Here is a 19,256-nt window from a genome sequence, read left to right on the forward strand (position 1 = left end):
GCGGCCCGGGCGTAACGTTGGCCATGGCCCGCGACGACCTGCACGAGTCCGCCGACATCGTCCGCCACAAGAAGCCCAAGGAGCGGGGCTTCGAGCTCGCCCACGGCGACGAGGCCCTCATCAACGCCGTCACCGAGCACTTCACCCGGCACATCGGCGAGCCCGAGCACGTCTACCACGAAATGGTCTCCGACCTCATCCACCTCGACGTGCACTTCATCCCGCCCAGCAACGAGCACCCCTACTACACCGCCTTCACCACCGGCATGGCCGAGCGAGCCATGCAGGCCCCCGAGGGCGCCGAGGAGTTCACCCACGCCGAGCTGATGATCAAGCTGCCCGAGACCTGGCGGACCGACTTCACCGACGAGTTCCTCGAGTTGCCCGAGGCCGAGCAGCAGCGGCACTTCTGGCCCATCGGCGTGATGAAGACCCTGGCCCGCTTCCCCCACGAGTACCAGACCTGGCTCTACTCGGGCCACACCGTGCCCAACGGCGACCCGCCCGCCCCCTTCGCCGACGACACGCAGATGGCCTGCGCCCTGCTCACCCCGCCGATGATCGAGAGCGAGGACTTCGGCACCGTCGAGCTCGCCGACGGACGACGCGTGTTCATCCTGCAGCTCTTGCCCATCGGAGCGGGCGAGACCGAGTACAAGCTGCGCAACGGCGTGGAAACGCTCATCGATCTCTTCCAAGAACAGGGCGTGGGCGACGTGGTGGACCCAGGCCGCCCGGACGTCTCGGGGCTGCGGGCCCGCCGGCGTCGCAAGAAGTTCCTCGGCCTCTTCTAGGGCGCACCGCCGCCGACGCCGCGTACCGCTGCCGGGCGGGGCGGGCGGGCACCGCCGCTACCATTGGCCCCTCGGAGGCCCCCGTGACCAACGCCATCTCCATGCGCCACATCCGAAAGACCTTCGGGCCCAAGGTCGCCGTCGAGGGGCTGGACCTGGCCATCCGCGAGGGCGCGATGGTCGGCATGATCGGCCCCAACGGCGCGGGCAAGAGCACCACCATCCGCATGATCATGTCCATCCTCTTCCCGGATTCGGGAGAGCTCCAGGTGCTCGGACGCAAGAGCGCCCTAGAGAGCAAGGACCGCATCGGCTACCTGCCCGAGGAACGCGGCGTCTACCGCAAGATGAAGGTCCGCGGCTTCCTCAAGTACGTGGGCAAGCTCAAGGGCGTCCGCGAGCCCGAGCTCGGCCAGCGCGTGCAGCACTGGCTCGATCGCGTGGGCCTCGCCGACGCCGCCGACAAGAAGTGCGAGGAGCTCAGCAAGGGCATGCAGCAGAAGGTGCAGTTCATCGCCGCCGTGCTGCACGAGCCCGAACTGCTGATCCTCGACGAGCCCTTCAGCGGCCTGGACCCGGTCAATCTCCGGCTGCTGCAGGACCTGATGACCGAGCAGCACCGGGCGGGCAGGACCGTGGTGCTCTGCACGCACGTGATGTTCCAGGCCGAGCAAATGTGCGACGAGATCGTGATGATCCATGACGGCCGCAAGGTGCTGGACGCGTCGATGGCCGAGATCCGCGCTCAGCACGAGCCCAACGCCGTGGTGTTCGAACCCGTGAATGGGTCCAACGCCGAGGCCGCCGCCCGGGCCATCCCCGGCGTGCAGGCCGTCACGCAGACCCGCGAGGGCTGGATGGCCTACACCGATCCCGAGGCGCTGCCCGCGCACGACGCCGTCCGCGCCATCGCGGCCGCCATCGACGTGCGGAGCGTGGCCGCCAAGCGGGTGACGCTCGAGGACGTGTTCGTCGAGATCGTCGCCGGCGGCGACGCCGAGGACCGAGACGAGATCCGCCAGCGGCTGCACGAGCCGGCGCAGGCGAGCGAGCAACCGGAGGCCGCCGGCACGTGACACGCATCCTCAACATCGCCGCCCGCGAGTACGCCTCCACCGTGATCACCAAGGCCTTCCTGATCGGCGCCGTGGTCGTGCCGGCCATCTTCGCCGCCGCCATCCCGGTGGTCGGCTGGATCATCAGCCAGCAGGAGGCGCCGGCCATCAAGGGCGTGGTCGCCGTGATCGATCCCACGGGCGAGGTCGCCCCCCGGCTGGCCGAGTATCTCGCCCCCGAGGCCATCGCCGAGCGCCGCGGCGACTTCATCGAGCAGGCCCCGATCTCCACGCCGCAGGTGCCCGAGGCCGGCCAGGAGCAGGTCGATCGCGCCCTCGACCTCGTCCTGGGCGAGGTCCCCACGCTCACCGTCGAGACGCTGCCGAGCGGGACCGACCCCGAGGCCGCCAAGGCCCGCATCCTGGAGGGCCAGAAGGACGACCCGACCGCGACCATCGCCGTCGCGATCATCGACGCCGACGCGCTGGTCAAGCCCGACGAGCAGGAGTCCTTCGGCGGCTACGCGCTCTCGACCAGGCCCAAGCTCGACGACCGCATCACCGACGAGATCGAGGGCGGCCTCCGCCGGACGATCCGCGATGCGCGGTACGAGGCCAACGGCTTCAGCCGCGAGGTGATCGGCGCCCTGGTCAACGTCGATGCACCCCGCACGACCGAGATCACCGAGGAGGGCGAGCGAGAGTCCAGCGAGGTCTTCAGCTTCATCCTGCCCATCGTCATGATGATGCTGGTGCTCGGCGCCGTGTTCACCGGCGGCCAGTACCTGCTCACGACGACGATCGAGGAGAAGTCCAACCGCGTGGTCGAGGTGCTGCTCAGCGCCGTCTCGCCCATGCAGCTGATGGCCGGCAAGATCCTGGGCCAGATGTGCGTCGGGCTGACGATGCTGCTGATCTACTCGGGCGTGGGCATCGCGGCGCTCATCGCCTTCAGCCTGAGCTACCTCGTCGAGCCGCTGGTGCTGGTGTACATGTTCCTGTTCTTCCTGGCGGGCTACGGCATGATCGCCAGCCTGATGGCCGCCGCCGGCGCCGCTGTGAACGACCTCCGCGAGGCCCAGGCCTTCATGACGCCCATCATGATGGTGATGATGGTCCCCTACCTTGCGATGCTCATCATCCCGCGGAACCCCAACTCCACCCTCGCGGTGGTCATGAGCTTCCTGCCGCCCATCAATCCCTTCATCATGATGCTGCGGATCGCCAGCAACGATCCGCCGCCCCTCTGGCAGATCCTCGCGGCCCTGGTCGTCGCCTTCGCCGGCGCCGCCGCCGCCATGTGGCTGGCCGCCAAGGTCTTCCGCGTCGGTCTGCTCATGTTCGGCAAGCCGCCGGACTTCAAGACGCTCATCCGCTGGGTGCGGATGGCGTGACCGACAGCCGCGCCGCGCCCTCGGCCCAGGACCTCTACGAGCTCTGCGTGCAGAGCCCACCCGAGGTCGTCCGGCTGCTGCGGGCGATCCACGGCGGCGAACCCAAGATCCTCGGCGAGGACTTCGCCGGCAGCGGCGCCATCAGCCGCGCATGGGTCACGCAGAGCGAGACCCACATCGCCACGGCGGTCGATCGCGACGCCGGCGCGCTCGCCCGCTGCGATGGCGTTCCACGCCTCACTCCCATCGCCGGCGACGCCCTGGACGCCGACGCCCAAGCCGACGCCATCTGGGTGGGCAACTTCTCGATCGGCTACCACCACGACCGCGCGCAGCTCGTGCGGTACCTGGCCAACGCCCGCGCGAGATTGCACAAGGGCGGCGTCTTCGTCTGCGATACCTACGGCGGCGAGACGGCCTTCCTGACCGGCGAGGTCCACCGATTCCACCCGCTGCCCGAGCACTTGTCACCCGACGGCACCGGCGGCTGGCGCATCCGCTACACCTGGGAGCAGCGCGAGGCCGACCCGCTCACGGGCATGGTCACCGACGTGCTGCACTTCCGCCTCGAGCGTGCGGGCGTAATCGACATGGAATTCCCCGACGCCTTCGTTTATCGCTGGCGGCTGTGGAGCGTGCCCGAGCTGCGGGACGCGATGCGCGAGGCGGGCCTGACCCGGACCGCCGTGTACGCCCAGCTGCCCGACGCCGAGGACGACGACGGCACGCCCTACATCCGGCCGATCGAGGACGCGAGCGAGCTGGACGACAGCTTCATCGTGTGCGTGGCCGGCCGCGTGCCGTAGCGCACGTGGCGGCTCAACGCTGCGGCGTAGCATCCCATTCGGCCACCAGTACGCGTATGACTCGGAGACGCCCGCATGCATCGCCCGCTCGCCACCCTTGCCGCACTCGCCTCGACGGCCTCTCTCGCCGCCGCCCAGTCGAGCATCGCCAACGCCCTGGCCAGCAGCGATCCGCTGGTGCGGACCTACGACGCACACGTGACCACGCTGGCCAATCCGGCCATGGGCGGACGCCTGCCGGGCAGCCAGGGCATGGAATGGGCCAAGCAGTACGTCGAGCACTACTTCGAGGCCGCGGGCCTCGAGCCCGCCTTCGGCTCGGGTGAGCCCTCCTGGCGGCAGCCCTTCCCGCTGGGCCGGATCACCGCCGAGAACGTCGGCGGCGTGCTGCCCGGCGTAGGGGAGTTGGCCGACGAGTACGTCGTCGTCGGCGCCCACCTCGATCATCTGGGCACGGGCCTCTTCGGCTCGCGGGGCACCGTGGGCATGCTGCACCCCGGCGCCGACGACAACGCCTCGGGCGTGGCGGGCATCCTGGTGCTGGCCGAGATGCTGGCCGCCGATTTCGCCGACGACACCGCCGACCGCCGCGGCGTGCTGTTCCTGGCCTTCAGCGGCGAGGAATCGGGCCTGCACGGCGCAAACTACTACGTCGACAATCCCATCGCCGCCGCCGACAAGCACGCGCTCATGATCAACTTCGACATGATCGGCCGCATCCAGGGCGGCGGCGTCTCGGTCTCGGGTGCGCAGTCGGGCGAGGGGTTGCGGAACTTGCTCGAGCCCATCTTCGAGGAGTCGGACCTCACCGAGACCATCGAGGGCACCACCATCGCCGCCAGCGACCACTGGTCGTTCTACGCCGCGGGCATCCCGGTGCTCTTCGGCTCCGCGTCGTCGATCAACCCCGACTACCACACCGAGGACGACGTGTCCTGGAAGATCAACCGCGTCGATGCGGTGCGGGCGATGCGGGTGTTCGCCGACGTGATCGAGGCCGCCGCCACGCACGCCGACGGCTTCGAGTTCGTGCGATCCGATCCGCAACGCAGCGGGCCATCGATGGCCGACATCCGCGTGCGCTTCGGCATCCGTCCGGGCGCGTACGGCGACGGCGAGTCGGGCGTGGCGGTCGGCGGCGTATCGCCCGACACCTCGGCCGAGGCCGCGGGCCTGCGAGAGGGCGACGTCCTGATCGCCTGGGACGGGGAGGAGATCGGCGACATCCGCGGCTGGATGGGCATGCTCGCGCGGCACGACCCCGGCGACGTCGTCGTCGTGACCATCCTGCGCGACGGCGATCGGCAGGACATCGAGGTCACCCTGCAGGGCAAGAGCGGCAACTAACCGCACGCGGCGCCCGGCGGGCGTCGCCGCTCGCGACGCGCACGTCGATCCGCCGCTCGACGCTGCGCGGACGCTCCGCTAACCTGAGAGCCGCGCGGTGTTCCGGTTCTTGAGAAGGCTCTTCTCGACCGTGCAGGCCTGGAGCACGCGTGCCCGAGTCCTCCTCCACGCTGGCCGAGCAGATCGCCTGGCTCCTGGGCGGCGGGCTGCTGATGGCGGCGATCGCGCTCGTCGGCAGCGTCACGCTGCTGCTCAAGCCCGAGCGGCTGCGGAAGCTGCTGCCGGCGATGATCGGCCTGGCCGCGGGCAGCCTGCTCGCCGGCGGCGCCCTGCACATGCTGCCCGCGGGCCTCGAGCACGCCGGCGTCCACGCCACCATGCTGTGGTTCCTGCTGGGCTTCCTGGTGTTCATGGCCGTCGAGGCCGTGCTGCGGTCCAGCGTGCACGCCGCCGCCAAGCCCCAGGTGCCGTTGATCCTGATCGGCGACGGGCTGCACAACCTGATCGGCGGGGTCTCGGTGGGCGCTGCGTTCTTGATCGATCCGAAGCTGGGCATCGCCGCCTGGATCGCCGCCGCCGCCCACGAGGCGCCCCAGGAGATCGGCGACTTCGGCGTGCTGGTCGACGGCGGGCTGCGGCCCCGCCACGCGCTGCTGGCCAACTTCGTGTCGGCACTGCTCTTTCCCGTCGGGGCGCTGCTCAGCCTGCTAGCGAACGACCTGGGCACCATCCTGCCGGCGCTCGTTGCCTTCGGCGCGGGCAACTTCGTCTACATCGCCGCCGTCGACCTGCTGCCCGACGTCCTCCGCGATCCCGACAACCGAAGGCGGATGCAGGCGCTCGTCGCCTTCTTCGTCGGCGCGGGCCTGCTGGCGTTGATCCCCCACGCCCACGGCACCGAGCACGGCACGCCGCACGCCGACGAAGAGCACGCGCACGACCCGCACGCCGGCCACAACCACTAGTCCACGGACACGCGTCCGGGCAGCCACGCCCGCACCGCCAGTTCGTGGGCGTAGTGCAAGAGCGGCGGCGTTCCGGGCAGCGGCACGCCGATGGGGTCGGCCATCGTGTTCGCGCGGATCTCGCACTCGGCCGGGGCCAGCGGCCACGGGCCGTGATCGATCTCGCCCTTCCACACCCTGGGATGCTCGCGCGGAGTGAGATCCGACGCGAAGAGCCGATAGCGATCGGTCAGGAACGCCTCGAGCGAGCCGGGAGCCGCGGGCCGGGGCTCGCCCATCGGCGCGTAGCGCACGTCGAGCTCGGCCGGGCCGCCCCGCGCATCGGTCCGCGTGGAGCGGTACTCGATGGCGCCCGCGCGCTCGCTGAGCCGCATCGCCGCCATCAGGTAGTTCAGGTGGAAGACGCGGCGGGCCGCCTCGACGCCGAGGCGGTGCGCGGCATCGAGGCCGAAGAACCACACGCCCGCGAAGTCGCCGTGCCGCACGTAGGTCCGGACGTTGAGCTCGTGGAAGGCCGACAGCCCCGGCACGGCGGGCGTGCATCGGGCCCGCACCCCCGCCATCGTGAAGGGCACGATGCCCAGCCAGGCCGTCCCGTCGCAGGTCTCGATCTCCAGGGCGTCGGGTACGTGCGGCCGCAGTGCGTCGGCGGGCACGGGCCAGTGCATGAACAGCAGCCGCTCCCACCGCATGGCCATCGCCCAGGGGGCGCGGGGCGGCGGGTAGGGCCGGTGGCCTGCCACGCTAGAGGCCGACCCGCTCGCCGCCGACGGCGACGGCGAACCCCGCGTCGAGCACCCGCTGCCGCTCGGGCGAGTCGGTCCACTGCGCCGGGTTGGTGTGGTTGAGGTGGATGAAGCGGACCTTGGCGGCCTGGTCCGGAGCCGTCGAGTTGATCCGCTCCATCGTCTGCACGATGCGTGGGTGCGGGAAGCCGCTCATGTCGCGGCCGACGATCTCGCCGTCGGCGAAGAAGGTGCCGTCGAGATACGCGACGTCGACGGTGGCGAGCTGGTCCTCGAGCCGCACGCCCGAGTCGTCCCACAGCGACCACGAATCGATGTCGGGGATGTACAGCACCGCCCGCGTCGGCCCGTCGATGCGGAAGCCCACCACCTCGCTGTACTCCTGGCGGTGCGGCACGAGAAAGGGCGTGACGGCGATGTCGTCGGCCAGGGCCACCGGCTGCCCCGCCCGCAGGCCCCGCAGCTCGATATTGCCCAGCCGCACGAGCTGGTCCCACGGGCCGTTGGTGCGCAGGAACTCGGCCATCCGCGGCATGGCAAAGACCAGCACGCCGTGCGCCCCGATGGACTCGTGCCCCAGGAACACCAACCCCGCGTAGTGGCCGATGTGGGCGTGCGTGAGGAAGACGCCGTCGAGCCCGAGCCGCGTCCGCCGCGGGGCCGCCTGGTTGAGCGCCCAGAACTGCTCGCGGAAGTCGGGCGTGGCATCGACCATCCAGCGGCCGCCGCTGCGGGGGTCGACGATGCCCAGGCACGACGCCAGCCTTCGCCGCAGCGGATCGAGCCGCGCGGGGTGGTCCGCGGGCGAGTTGGCCTGGGGCGAGCCGGCGTCCTGGGCGGTGCCCAGCACCAGCACGTAGGGCGCGTCGCCGCCGACCTCGGTGAACTCCGGGGCGGGTTGCAGCGTCCCGCAGCCCGCGGCCGCGAGCCCGGGGAGCGCCAGGGCGAGCCCCGGCGTCACCCGGCGTGCAAAGCCACCTACTGGACTCGAACCAGCGACCTGAGCTTTACGAAAGCTCCGCTCTACCAACTGAGCTAAGGTGGCACCGAACATCGTTCTATCAAATCGATCGCCCCTGGGGCGACGGCCTGAAGTATTCGTGAGCGGTCGCCGCCTGTCCACTGCCGCCGCGGGGGAGCACCGGCGGGCTGCGCGGCGTTCTGCAACTGCGACTCAGTCACATGTTTTGATTGAGACTAATTCTCACTTCCCTTTCCAAAGGGCCTTGGCATACTTGTCTCTGGAGCCAGCCAAGGAGGTCCACCATGCTCACCATCACCGACGGCCAGTGCGGCAAGTGCGCCCATTTCGGCGAGAACGCCGGCGACGAGGACAAGCTGGTGCAGATCCGCATCAGCGGCCAGGCACCCGAGAACTTCCAGGAGCCCTGCGGCCACCCGACGCTCAAGCCGCTCAACCTCACGGTGACCGCCACGAGCGGCTGTGCGGGCTTCACGCCGGCGATGGCGGGCTGAGCGACCGCCCACGGTGGAGCGGGCGCCGCCGTGGCGCTATTGCCCCGTCCACCCCGATCGCCTAGCCGCCTCCAGTTCGGGGGTCTCGACACCCATCTGCCGGAGCTGGCGGAGCACGCGGTTGCTCACGCGGGCTCGGACGGTGGCGCTCGTCTCGTCGTAGTCGCGATCGCGGACGTCGGCCTGCGTCTCGAGCAGGTGCATGGCCCGCGAATTGGCCAGCGGCACCCGCAGCTCGACGTCCCGCACGCCGCCCTCGGCGATCGACCGCACCCGGGCCGCCAGCCGTTCCTGGCCCGGCCGCGGCTCGTCGGCGGCCGCGGGCCTCGCGCACAGCGGGATGGCATCCGGGTAGCGCTGCTGCCACACGAGCAGCTCGCGGTTGTCCGCCAGCCGATCGATCTTGTTGAGCACCAGCACCCGCTCGGGGGGCGACCACCGTGGCACGCCGTCGCCGCTGGCCTCGCCACCCGCGGCCTCCAGCCGGCGTGTCTCCTCGTCGAGTTCGTCGAGCGTCCGCGTGACTGCGTCGTGCTGGAGTTCGGCCGCCGGATCGGACACGTCGAGCACGACGACGAGAACATCGGCGTGTGTGGCCTCCTCGAGCGTGGCGCGGAACGAGGCGATGAGCCGGTGCGGCAGGTCCCGGACGAAGCCAACGGTGTCGCTGAGCATGACCTCCATGCCACCGCCCAGGTCCCACGCGCGGGTGCGGGTCATGAGCGTGGCGAACACGCGATCGTCGGCGTAGGCGCCGCCGGTGGTCAGCGTGTTGAACAGCGTGCTCTTGCCCGCGTTGGTGTAGCCCACGAGTCCCACGGTAAAGCTCGAGGCGTTGCGCTTGCGGACGGCCCGCCGCTTGCGATCCTGCACCTGGCGGAGCTCGCGCTCGAGTTCGCCCCGGCGGCGCTGGACGAGGCGGCGGTCGATCTCGAGCTGCTGCTCGCCCGGGCCGCGGGTGCCCACGCCGCCGATGCCCCCGCTGCCGACGATCCGCTCGAGGTGGTCCCACATCGCCCGCAGCCTGGGGTAGGTGTACTCGAGCTGGGCGAGCTCGACCTGGAGCTTGGCCTCGTGCGTGGTGGCGCGGCTGGCGAAGATGTCGAGGATCAACTCGCTGCGGTCGAGCACCTTGCGCTCGGTGGCGCGCTCGATGGCGCTGATCTGCGCGGGCGAGAGGTCGTGATCGAAGATGATGGTGCCGGCCTCGAGCGCCTCGCAGAGCATCTTCAGCTCGTCGACCTTGCCGCGGCCCATGTAGGTGCCGGCCTCCGGGCGGCCGCGGCGCTGCTCGAGCTCGCCCACCACGATCGCGCCCGCCTGCTCGGCCAGGGCCCGCAGCTCGCCGAAGGGGTCGGCCGGGTCGTAGGTCGAGTCGGGCAGGCGGACGGCGGCAAGCACCGTGCGCTCGGCGCGGACCTCGATGGCGGTTCGTTCTTTGCTTGGAGGCACGCGGCGGATCCCGGGATGCGAGGGTGCAGCCCGGACGGGCCGGACCGCGAACGATGCAGGATATGGGCGTGCCGCGGCGTCGACCGGGCGGGCCCGCCCGGGAGGTCCAGCCCATGCCCGCAACCACCACCCCGCCGCGCGGCACCACGCCCATGGCGGCGCTCGCCCGCGTGCTGTTCTGGGGGGCCGTGCTCGCAACGGTCGCCGGCGTCAGCTACGTGATCCGCGGCAACGTGCTGGGGCTGGGCCGCTTCTCGCAGACGGCCGCGGTGCTCGAGCTCATCCAGAGCGAGTACGTGGAGGAGACCAGCCCCGACGATCTGACGCGGGCGACCATCGCCGGCATGCTCGGGCAGCTCGACGATCCCAACTCGCTGTACGTGCCGCCCGGACCGGCGTCGCAGTTCCAGCGGCGGATCCGCGGCGACTACGTGGGCATCGGCGTGCAGATCGTGCGTCGCGACGGATTCGTGACCGTCGTCACCCCCATCGCCGGTTCGCCCGCCGCCCGCGCCGGCGTGCTCGCGGGCGACCGCATCGTCGCCGTCGAGGGCGTGGACGTCACCGAGAGCGCCACCGACGAGGTTGTCACGCTCATCAGCGGCCCCAAGGGCGAGGCGGTGCGGCTCGACGTTGACCGCGACGGCGCCATCGAGCAATTCGACATCGTCCGCGACGACATCCGGACCGAATCGGTCAAGGGCCTCAAGCGGCTGGACGCCGAGGGCGCGTGGCGGCACGCACTCGATGCCGATCGCGGCATCGCGTATGTCCGCATCACGCAGTTCACGACCGGCACGACGGCGGCCACCGCGGCTGCGATCGAGCGCGCCCGGACGCAGCTGCCCGAGCTGCGGGGCCTCGTCCTCGACCTGCGGGGCAACCCCGGCGGCATCATCGACGAGGCCGCGGGCGTGGCCGACCTGTTCGTCCGCGATGGGGCCATCGTGAGCACCCAGCGGCGCGAGCAGACGGGCGACGTGCTCCGCGCGCGGCCGAGAGCCGAGTTCGACGGGCCCGTGCTGGTGCTGATCGACGGCGCCAGCGCCTCGGGCTCCGAGATCGTCGCGGGCGCGCTGCTCGAGCTGCGGGGCGAGTCGGCCGCGGCGCTGGGCACGCGGACCTTCGGCAAGGGCAGCGTGCAGGGCGTCTACAACCTGCCCGACGGCGGCACGCTGAAGCTCACCGAGGCGATGTACGCGCTGCCCTCGGGCCGGATCATCCAGCGGCAACCGGACTCGGGGGTCTGGGGCGTCGACCCCAGCCCCGGGATGCTCGTGCCGCTCCGCGACGGCGACGGCCCGCGGCTCGGCCGGCTGTACGCCCAGCTCGACGAGGTGGGCGCGGCCGATGCCGACGGCGGCGTGCCGGCCGACGCCTGGGACTCGCCCGCGGCGCTGCTCTCGGCGATCGACGATCCGCAGCTCGCCGCCGCCCACGCGGCGATGCTCGGCAAGCTCGAGACGGGCGGCTGGCTTCGCGTCGGCGGTGACCCGCTCACCGGCACCCAGGCCCTGCGGCTGGCGCAGGCGCAGCGGGCGCTCGATCGCATCCGGGCCGAGGAACGGCGGCTCGTCGAGGAGATCGAGCGGCTGAGCACCGGCGGGGGTGGCGACGACGCCGAGCCCGATGCCTCGTAGCGTGCACGCATGAGCGAAGGCCGCCCGCCGACGACCATCCTGGGCTTCGAGACCTCGTGCGACGAGACCGCCTGCGCCGTCGTCCGCCACGACGCCGGCGGCACGCGGGTGCTCGGCAACGCCATCGCCACGCAAGTCGACCTGCACGAGGGCTACGGCGGCGTGGTGCCCGAGATCGCCGGCCGGGCGCACGTCGAGCGGCTGATCCCCGTGCTCCGCCGGGCGCTCCGCGACGCGGGCGCGGACGCGCCCAAGATCGATGCCGTGGCGGTCGGGCACCGCCCCGGGCTCATCGGCTCGCTGCTCGTGGGCGTGGCGGCGGCGAAGGCGGCGGCCTTTGCCCTGGGCGTGCCGATCATCGGCGTGGACCACGTGCACGCGCACCTCGTCGCGGGGCTGCTCGATGCAGAGGCCGACCCCGTGTTCCCGGCGCTCGGGCTTGTCGTCAGCGGCGGGCACACGGCGATGTACCGCATGGCGAGCGACATCGACGTCGAGCGCATCGCCTCGACCCGCGACGACGCGCTGGGCGAGGCGTACGACAAGGCCGCCACGATCCTGGGGCTGGCCTACCCCGGCGGGCCCAAGCTCGATGCGCTGGCGCAGGAGCAGGGCGCCGACGATCGCGCGTTCGACCTGCCCGTCAGCCGGCTGGAGAAGGGCTCGCTCGATTTTTCGTTCAGCGGGCTGAAGACCGCGGTGCTCTACGAGGTCAACGGCGTGCCACACCGGCCCGGCGCGCCGGAGCGGCCACCGGTTCCGCCGATGACCGACGCGCGGCGGCGGGACCTGGCCGCGAGCTTCCAGCGGGCGGCCTGCCGCGCGATCGTTCTGAAGATCACGCGCGCACTCGAGCAGGCGCTCGATCGCGAGCAACCGTACCGCTCGCTGCTCGTCGGCGGCGGCGTCACGGCGAACAGCAGGCTGCGACGCGAACTGCAGGATGTCGCCGCGGAGCACGACCTCGAGTTGCGGCTGCCCGCGATGGGCTTCTGCCTCGACAACGCGGCGATGATCGCGGGCCTCGGCGGCCGGCTGCTGGCGGACGGCGACGCCGACGACCTCACGCTCCGCGCGCACCCCTCGAGTGCGCTATGAGCATGCTCGACGACCAGCCGCCACAGCCCAGGCCGACCCACCCCGCCGCCCTCGCCGACGACGCGCTGCGGGCGCAGAGCACGCTGGAGCGCACCCGCCTGGGCGGGCCGGGCGGCCAGCGGCGCAACAAGGTGGAGACCGCGGTCATCTTCACGCACGATCCCACGGGCGTGCACGCGCAGGCGGGCGAGCGGCGGAGCCCCGCCGAGAACGAGAGAATCGCGCTCCGCCGCCTCCGCCTCGCGCTGGCCACCGAGGTCCGCCTGCCCGTGCCCGCGGGCGAGATCCGAAGCGACATGTGGCGGCAGCGTACTAGGACCGGCCGCATCCTGATCAGCGATCGGCACCGCGACTTCCCCGCGATACTGGCCGAGGCCCTCGACGTCGTGTCCGCCAGCCGGCTTGATGTCCGCAAGGCCGCGACCCGCCTGGGGGTGAGCATGACCCAACTCGTCCGGTGCATCGCCAAGCACCCACCCGCACTGGCGGCCATGAACGAGGCGCGGAAGCAGCGGAACCTGCGACCGCTGCAGGCGTAGGGACGCGCACTATCCTCCGTGATGCCCGCCTCCGAACCCCGCAAGCTCACGCCAGCCATGCGGCAGTTCGACGCCTTCAAGAAGCGGCACCCCGACTGCGTGCTGCTGTTCCGCATGGGCGACTTCTACGAGTTGTTCTACGAGGACGCCGTCGTCGTCTCCAGGGCCATCGGCCTGACGCTCACCGAGCGAAGCCCGGGCCAGCCGATGGCCGGCGTGCCCCACCACCAGCTGGACAACTACCTCCGCAAGCTGGTGGACTGCGGCTTCCGCGTCGCCATCGCCGACCAGGTGCAGGACCCCAGGGAGGCCAAGGGCGTGGTCGAGCGTGCCGTCACGCGGGTCATCACGCCCGGCACGCTGGTGGACGACGAGCTGCTCGACACGCGGGCCGGCGGCACGCTCGCCGCGGCGTACCTCGACGGCGACGGCGTGGCGCTCGCGGCGCTCGATGTCTCCACCGGCGCGTTCACGCTCGATGATGCGCCGCTGGACGGGCTCGTCGACGGTCTCTCTCGCCTGGGCGCGGCCGAGCTGCTGATCGCCGACGATGCGCCCGCGGAGTTGCTCTCGCGCATCGAGATCGAGGCCGGCCGCGTCGGCTGCGCGGTGTCGAAGCGTCCATCGTGGCAGTTTCGCCGGGACGAATCGCTCGAGGCCGTGCATCAGCACTTCGGCGTGTCGGGCGTCGAGGGCTTCGGCCTGTTGCCCGACGACCCTGCGCTCGTCGCCGCGGGCGCGGTGCTCCGGTACGCCGCCGAGACGCAGACGCCCGGCGATGGTCACCGCCGTGATTCCGGCCGGGACAACGCTCTGACGCCCACGCTCGCGCACGTCCGCCCGCCGAGGCGGGCCAATCCGGGCGACCGGCTCGTGCTCGACGCGACGTCGCTGCGGGCCCTCGAGATCGAGCGCACCATCCGCCGGGGCGACACCGACGGCTCGCTCGTGGGCGAACTGCTCGCCGACGGTCGCTGCGCCACGGCGATGGGCCGCCGCTGCATCGCCGGCTGGCTCCGCGAGCCGAGCGCGAGCGCCGAAGAGATTGCCGCGCGGCACGCGGCGGTCGCGGCCCTCGTCGAGGATCGGCGACTGGCCGCCGAGCTGCGGGAGGCGCTCGAGCCCGTGCAGGACGTGGCGCGCATCGCCGGCCGCATCGCGCTGGGCCGGGCGACGCCGCGGGACCTCGTCGGGCTGGGCCAATCGCTGCGGGCGCTCGTCGGCGTCCGTGCCGCGTGCGTGGCCACGCCCGCCCTCGCACGCGAGGCGGGCGAACTCGACGCCGTGCTCGGCGCGCTGCGGCCGCTGGGCGAACGCATCGGCGAGGCCTGCGTCGAACGCCCGCCCGCGAAGCTCACGGACGGCGGGCTGATCCGCGGTGGCGTCGACGCCGAGCTCGACGAAGCCCGCTCGCTCCAGCGCGATGCCGGGCAGTGGCTTGCCGAGTACCAGCAGCGGCTCGCGGCGCAGATCGACCTGCCGTCCATCCGCGTGGGCTTCAACAAGGTCTTCGGGTACTACGTGGAGCTGAGCGCCGCGCAGGCCCGCGACCACGGCGAGAAGCTCGAAGCCGCGGGCCTCAGCCGCAAGCAGACGCTCAAGAACGCCGAGCGGTACGTCAACGACGAGCTGCGGGACTTCGAGCAGCGGGTGCAGACGGCCGAGGCCCGGGCCCTCGAACGCGAGCGGGTGGTGTTCGAGGCGCTGTGCGTCGCGTCCCGGGAGCACCTGGCCGCAATCGCGCAGGGCGGCGAGGCGATCGCGAGGCTCGACGCGCTGTCGTGCTTCGCGGCCATTGCCCGCCGCCGCAGCTGGGTGCGGCCCGCGATGGTCGACGAGCCCGCGCTGGAGCTGCTGGAGGCGCGGCACCCCGTGCTCGAGCGGACGCTGGCCGACGGACTCGTGCCCAACACCGTGGCGCTGGACGGCGGGGACGGCCGGCTGGCGATCATCACCGGACCCAACATGGCCGGCAAGAGCACCTACATCCGCACCGCGGCGCTGCTCGTCGTGCTGGCGCACGCGGGCAGCTTCGTGCCGGCGGCGTCGGCGATCATCGGTCTGGCCGACCGCGTGTGCACCCGCGTGGGCGCCGACGACGCGCTGCACGAGGGCCGCTCGACGTTCATGGTCGAGATGGCCGAGACCGCCGCCATCCTTAACAACGCCACCGAGCGGTCGGTCGTCGTGCTCGACGAGATCGGCCGCGGCACCAGCACGCTCGACGGGCTGAGCCTCGCGTGGGCGATCGCCGAGCGGCTCGCCGACCAGCGCGGGCCCCGGGCGCTCTTCGCGACGCACTACCACGAGCTGACTCGGCTGGAGGACCAGCTGCCGGGCCGCGTGCGCAACCTCGCCGTCCGCGTGCGGGAGGTGGGCGAGGAGATCGTCTTCCTGCACCACGTCGAGCCGGGCCGCGGCGACCGCAGCTACGGCGTGCAGGTCGCGCGGCTCGCGGGCATACCGCCGGCGGTTGTCGAGCGCGCACGGGACCTGCTGGCGACGCTCTCGGTCCGGGAGGACGAGGCCCCACCGCCGCCCGCGGAGGCGCGCCCGGTCGGGGACCACGCCGGACGTGCCGGACAGCTCGGCCTCTTCGACGCGCACGAGCCCCACCCGGCGGTCGATCGGCTGGCCGAGATCCGCCTCGAGGAGCTCACGCCGCTGGCCGCCTTTGATGCGCTCCGCGAGCTGCGGGCGCTGGTCGAACGCAACGGCGACGGTGCGCCCGCGTGACCGCGATCGTCTTCGACGTCGACGGCGTGCTCGTCTCGACCGATGCGCTGCACGAGCACGCGTGGCGGCGGATGGCCCGCGAGTTCGGCGTGCCCTTCGCCGACGACCTGCCGCCCAAGTTGCGCGGCGTCAGCCGGACCGAGTCGCTGCGGCGGCTGCTCGGCGACCGGCATCGGGGCTTCTCCGAGAGCACGCAAGCCGAGATGCTCGTCCGCAAGAACGAGCTGTTCCTTGCGGCGGTCGACGCGCTATCGCCGAGCGACGCGATGCCCAACGCCCGCGAGATCCTGTCCGAGTTGCGGCGGCGGGGCGTGCCCGTCGCGGCGGCGTCGTCGAGCAGGAACGCCCGGCGGGTGCTGTGGCAGGTGGAGCTGGCCCCGCTCATCGATGCGGTGGTCGACGGCAACGACGTGGCGAGCGCCAAGCCCGCGCCCGATGCCTTCGCGCAGGCCGCCCTCCGGCTGGGCATCGACCCCGGCGAGTGCCTCGCCGTCGAGGACGCCGACGCGGGCGTGGCCTCGGCGCGGGCCGCGGGGCTGCGGGTGTTCGCCGTCGGCGCCGCCGCGGGCGACGAGCGGGCCGCGGCGTCGGCTGCGTCGCTGGCCGAGATCGACGCCGACCGGCTTCTGGCCGCAGCGACCGCCTAGCGGGGCCGGTTGGCCCAGGACCACTGCAGCGAGGGGTCCAGCGGCTCGATGCGCATCCGCCCGCGCAGCTCGTTGAGGTAGGCCCCGATGGCCCGCTGCTCGGCGTCGAGGCGGAGCTGCTCGACGAGCGCCGGCCGCGCCTCCTCGAACGCCACTCCATCGCCCGGGCGGATGTCCTCCACGAATGCGAAGGCGAAGCCCTCATCAAGGGCGATGATCGGCGTGAGCGCGCCCGACGGCGTCGCGAAGACGGCCGCCCGGAAGGCGTCGGGGTACTGCGGATCGTGCGGCGTCATCGGATCCAGCAGGCCGCCGCGGGCCGACGACACGTCGCTGGAGTGCTCGACGGCGGCGTCGATCATCTCGATCCGCGCCGCCCGCAGCCCGGCGTCGAGGTCGCCCGAGCGGACGCCGCGATCGAATGCGAGCTGCGCCCGGCGGCGGAGGTCCACCGCCAGCCGCTCGCGCGCGGTGACGACCACGCGGACGATCCGCCGCGGCCCATGCACCGTGTCGTAGAGCCGGCGGACGTCGACCTCGGCGGGTTGTGGTACGCGATCGGCGGTGAGCCGGCGGAGCCGCGCGTTGCGCTCCAGCAGCGCGTCGAACCACCGCGGGCCCCAGCCCCGGCGGGCGCGGGCCTGTTCCACCGCGCGACCCCGCGATACCCGGTCGGCCAGGCCCGCCCGCGCGAGCGTCTCCTCGAGCACACGCCGCTCGTAGGCCACGTCGGCCTCCGAGACCGAGATCCCTGCGCGGTCCGCGGCCTCGGCCACCGTGCGATCGAGCGCGAGGGCCTCCAGGGCGGCCGCCCCCGCGCGCTCGGCGACCAGCGGCCAGAGCGTCTCGGACGACACCACCTCACCGGACACGAAGGCGGCCCGGTCGACCGCCGGGGCGGACGCGTCGGAGACCGGCGAGAGCCGCGGGCCGGCCTGGGAGGTGCAGCCACCTGCGATCAGCATGCTAACAGGCGCCGCCGCCACGACCCAGCGGAACGCCGGAGCGCCGGGGCGGGGGCATAAAGACCAAAAAATGTGCGTCACCATGTCCCAATCATCCGGTAAGGTCTGTATGCGTCAAGGGCTCGCCCTTATGGCGGGCCATACGCGGGCCGCGCGACCGCGGCCGCCCCTTCGTGGGGGGCACGCAGAGCGAGGAACTCGTGGGGACTGCGAGTCGGTGGTCCCCGCTCCGGGAAGGACGGACCACGATGCTGCATCGCCACGGGCCGGCTCACAGGCCGGCATTCACGCTCATCGAACTGCTCGTCGTCATCGCGATCATCGCGCTGCTCATCGCCATCCTGCTGCCCGCCCTGGGCGAGGCCCGCAAGTCGGCCCGACTCGCGTTGGACATGGGCAACATGAAGCAATTCGGCTTCGCCACGGGCACCTACTCGGCGGACTACCAGGACCGCCAGTGGGCGTTCACCTGGAACGATGCGGAGGATACCCAGCAGTCCGAGTTCGGCGATCTGCGTGGCGCCAGCAGCCCCATGGACGCGGCCGCGCGGCAGGCCATCGACATCATCCGGCGGCGGGCCGATCGGCTCGACATACCCCGCGTCTCGGGCTGGGTGCCCCAGGTGTACTACAGCCACCTCGTCGTGAACGACTACCTGGCCCAGAAGCTGCCCGAGAAGATGGTGGTCTCGCCGGCCGACCGCGATCGCCTCAACTGGCAGATCGATCCGCGGAACCTCTTCGACACCAACTACTGGGCGCCGCGCCAGGTCCGCCCGGATGGTGGTCGATCCAAGCGGTGGCCCTACAGCTCCAGCTACCAGCTCGTGCCAGCGGCCTACGACCGCTCCTCGAATCCGCAGGACCGCCTCATCCAGGGCTCGGCCCACTGGAACTACTCGGTGAGCCCCCGGATGCGGCTCGGTGATGTGCGGCTGACCGACGTCGAGTTCCCCTCGAAGAAGGTGCAGATGCACGACGCCGAGGGGCGGCACTTCAGCAAGCAGCCCGTCTGGCTGGGCTACGACACGTGCCGCCAGCCCGTGCTGGCCTACGACGGCTCGTGCACCGTGCAGCTGAGCTTCGATTACAACCTCGGCTGGCGGCCGCGGGATCCGACCTCGGGCGATTACACCAGGATCCCCTACAACCCCCGTGGCTGGGAGGCGCCGACGCTGGATGGCTCGGTCACGGACATCACCCCCGGCAAGATCCGCTGGGCCCGGGGCGGCATCAGGGGCGTCGACTTCGGCCAGGGCGAGGTCGACACGGGCCAGCCCAAGGATCCCTAATCGCCGCATCCGGCATGCTCGGGCGGGCATCGAACCGCCGCCGGGCACGCCGCTCGAGCCGTGCGTCGCGGACACGCGACGCCGGACGTTTCCCGAGCAGGACCTCCTTGCATCCCGCCGCCCGTGCTCCGATTAGGGATTATCGCCGGGATCCAATCTGTCTTCCGTGCGAAAACGAACTGGATTGGGTCGCAGAATTGTTGTATTCTGCCCGAAGGCCCAACCATGGGCAAGGATACTGATAGGTATTTACTCGGTATTCTGCACGGGGACGTCAACAATCCAGGACGCCCGGATGGGCGGT

Annotated in this window: 17 protein-coding genes and 1 tRNA gene; 13 read left to right on the plus strand and 5 right to left on the minus strand. The window is 71.8% G+C overall.

What is annotated here, in order from left to right; all coding sequences use genetic code 11:
- Positions 1-23: 23 nt before the first annotated feature.
- The 6 genes from AAFX79_07580 (at position 24) to AAFX79_07605 (ending at position 6,361) form a co-directional block, all read left to right on the plus strand.
- Positions 24-794, plus strand: a complete 771-nt coding sequence (locus AAFX79_07580) for a suppressor of fused domain protein (GenBank protein ID MEO1008412.1) — start codon at positions 24-26, stop codon at positions 792-794.
- An 83-nt stretch (positions 795-877) separates the two neighbouring features.
- Positions 878-1,870, plus strand: coding sequence for an ATP-binding cassette domain-containing protein (locus tag AAFX79_07585; protein MEO1008413.1), 993 nt, complete (start codon positions 878-880; stop codon positions 1,868-1,870).
- Complete coding sequence (locus AAFX79_07590) at positions 1,867-3,243, plus strand: ABC transporter permease (GenBank protein ID MEO1008414.1); 1,377 nt, start codon at positions 1,867-1,869, stop codon at positions 3,241-3,243. Before AAFX79_07585 ends, AAFX79_07590 begins: the two co-directional genes overlap by 4 nt.
- Positions 3,240-4,049 (plus strand): hypothetical protein, encoded by an 810-nt coding sequence (locus AAFX79_07595; GenBank protein ID MEO1008415.1) that lies wholly within the window; start codon positions 3,240-3,242, stop codon positions 4,047-4,049. Before AAFX79_07590 ends, AAFX79_07595 begins: the two co-directional genes overlap by 4 nt.
- Positions 4,050-4,124: 75 nt before the next feature.
- Complete coding sequence (locus AAFX79_07600) at positions 4,125-5,396, plus strand: M28 family peptidase (GenBank protein ID MEO1008416.1); 1,272 nt, start codon at positions 4,125-4,127, stop codon at positions 5,394-5,396.
- A 149-nt stretch (positions 5,397-5,545) separates the two neighbouring features.
- The gene (locus AAFX79_07605) at positions 5,546-6,361 is read left to right on the plus strand and encodes a ZIP family metal transporter (GenBank protein ID MEO1008417.1); all 816 of its coding nucleotides are present in this window, start codon (positions 5,546-5,548) and stop codon (positions 6,359-6,361) included.
- On the opposite strand, the gene AAFX79_07610 is transcribed toward AAFX79_07605, so the two are convergent.
- From AAFX79_07610 to AAFX79_07620, 3 genes are all read right to left on the minus strand, one after another.
- The gene (locus AAFX79_07610; GenBank protein ID MEO1008418.1) at positions 6,358-7,104 is read right to left on the minus strand and encodes a DUF2071 domain-containing protein; all 747 of its coding nucleotides are present in this window, start codon (positions 7,102-7,104) and stop codon (positions 6,358-6,360) included. The two genes, AAFX79_07605 and AAFX79_07610, sit on opposite strands and share 4 nt — an antisense overlap.
- A gap of 1 nt (position 7,105) precedes the next feature.
- A complete protein-coding gene (locus AAFX79_07615) occupies positions 7,106-8,068 on the minus strand; it encodes an MBL fold metallo-hydrolase (GenBank protein ID MEO1008419.1) in 963 nt (320 codons plus the stop codon).
- An 11-nt stretch (positions 8,069-8,079) separates the two neighbouring features.
- Positions 8,080-8,152: transfer RNA gene (locus tag AAFX79_07620), tRNA-Thr, on the minus strand.
- Between the two features lie 221 nt (positions 8,153-8,373).
- Here AAFX79_07620 and AAFX79_07625 point away from each other — a divergent pair.
- Positions 8,374-8,583, plus strand: a complete 210-nt coding sequence (locus AAFX79_07625) for a hypothetical protein (protein MEO1008420.1) — start codon at positions 8,374-8,376, stop codon at positions 8,581-8,583.
- Between the two features lie 36 nt (positions 8,584-8,619).
- Here the strand turns inward: AAFX79_07625 and hflX are convergent, their stop codons facing one another.
- Positions 8,620-10,035 (minus strand): GTPase HflX, encoded by a 1,416-nt coding sequence (gene hflX, locus AAFX79_07630; GenBank protein ID MEO1008421.1) that lies wholly within the window; start codon positions 10,033-10,035, stop codon positions 8,620-8,622.
- A gap of 113 nt (positions 10,036-10,148) precedes the next feature.
- Here hflX and AAFX79_07635 point away from each other — a divergent pair, with 113 nt between their 5' ends.
- From AAFX79_07635 to AAFX79_07655, 5 genes are read left to right on the plus strand one after another with little or no spacing between them, the layout of a single operon-like run.
- A complete protein-coding gene (locus tag AAFX79_07635) occupies positions 10,149-11,675 on the plus strand; it encodes a S41 family peptidase (protein ID MEO1008422.1) in 1,527 nt (508 codons plus the stop codon).
- A gap of 9 nt (positions 11,676-11,684) precedes the next feature.
- The gene (gene tsaD / locus AAFX79_07640; GenBank protein ID MEO1008423.1) at positions 11,685-12,773 is read left to right on the plus strand and encodes a tRNA (adenosine(37)-N6)-threonylcarbamoyltransferase complex transferase subunit TsaD; all 1,089 of its coding nucleotides are present in this window, start codon (positions 11,685-11,687) and stop codon (positions 12,771-12,773) included.
- Between the two features lie 2 nt (positions 12,774-12,775).
- Positions 12,776-13,312 (plus strand): peptide chain release factor-like protein, encoded by a 537-nt coding sequence (locus AAFX79_07645; protein MEO1008424.1) that lies wholly within the window; start codon positions 12,776-12,778, stop codon positions 13,310-13,312.
- Positions 13,313-13,333: 21 nt separating this feature from the next.
- A complete protein-coding gene (gene mutS / locus AAFX79_07650; GenBank protein ID MEO1008425.1) occupies positions 13,334-16,048 on the plus strand; it encodes a DNA mismatch repair protein MutS in 2,715 nt (904 codons plus the stop codon).
- Positions 16,045-16,695 carry a beta-phosphoglucomutase family hydrolase gene (locus AAFX79_07655; protein MEO1008426.1) on the plus strand — a complete coding sequence of 217 codons (651 nt, stop codon included), beginning with the start codon at positions 16,045-16,047 and terminating at the stop codon, positions 16,693-16,695. Before mutS ends, AAFX79_07655 begins: the two co-directional genes overlap by 4 nt.
- Here the strand turns inward: AAFX79_07655 and AAFX79_07660 are convergent.
- On the minus strand, positions 16,692-17,660 hold the full coding sequence (locus AAFX79_07660; GenBank protein ID MEO1008427.1) for a peptidylprolyl isomerase: 969 nt from the start codon (positions 17,658-17,660) through the stop codon (positions 16,692-16,694). The two genes, AAFX79_07655 and AAFX79_07660, sit on opposite strands and share 4 nt — an antisense overlap.
- A gap of 248 nt (positions 17,661-17,908) precedes the next feature.
- Here AAFX79_07660 and AAFX79_07665 point away from each other — a divergent pair, with 248 nt between their 5' ends.
- On the plus strand, positions 17,909-18,952 hold the full coding sequence (locus AAFX79_07665) for a prepilin-type N-terminal cleavage/methylation domain-containing protein (GenBank protein MEO1008428.1): 1,044 nt from the start codon (positions 17,909-17,911) through the stop codon (positions 18,950-18,952).
- Positions 18,953-19,256: the final 304 nt, after the last annotated feature.

The organism is Planctomycetota bacterium (genome assembly GCA_039819165.1).
GTDB lineage: Bacteria > Planctomycetota > Phycisphaerae > Phycisphaerales > UBA1924 > JAHCJI01.

Excerpts from the sequence above, each read along its gene's own strand:
- AAFX79_07600 (MEO1008416.1), top strand. The coding sequence starts at position 4,125 with ATGCATCGCCCGCTCGCCACCCTTGCCGCACTCGCCTCGACGGCCTCT.
- mutS (MEO1008425.1), top strand. The coding sequence starts at position 13,334 with ATGCCCGCCTCCGAACCCCGCAAGCTCACGCCAGCCATGCGGCAGTTC.
- AAFX79_07660 (MEO1008427.1), bottom strand. The coding sequence starts at position 17,660 with ATGCTGATCGCAGGTGGCTGCACCTCCCAGGCCGGCCCGCGGCTCTCG.
- tsaD (MEO1008423.1), top strand. The coding sequence starts at position 11,685 with ATGAGCGAAGGCCGCCCGCCGACGACCATCCTGGGCTTCGAGACCTCG.
- AAFX79_07625 (MEO1008420.1), top strand. The coding sequence starts at position 8,374 with ATGCTCACCATCACCGACGGCCAGTGCGGCAAGTGCGCCCATTTCGGC.
- AAFX79_07635 (MEO1008422.1), top strand. The coding sequence starts at position 10,149 with ATGCCCGCAACCACCACCCCGCCGCGCGGCACCACGCCCATGGCGGCG.
- AAFX79_07645 (MEO1008424.1), top strand. The coding sequence starts at position 12,776 with ATGCTCGACGACCAGCCGCCACAGCCCAGGCCGACCCACCCCGCCGCC.
- AAFX79_07665 (MEO1008428.1), top strand. The coding sequence starts at position 17,909 with ATGCTGCATCGCCACGGGCCGGCTCACAGGCCGGCATTCACGCTCATC.
- AAFX79_07580 (MEO1008412.1), top strand. The coding sequence starts at position 24 with ATGGCCCGCGACGACCTGCACGAGTCCGCCGACATCGTCCGCCACAAG.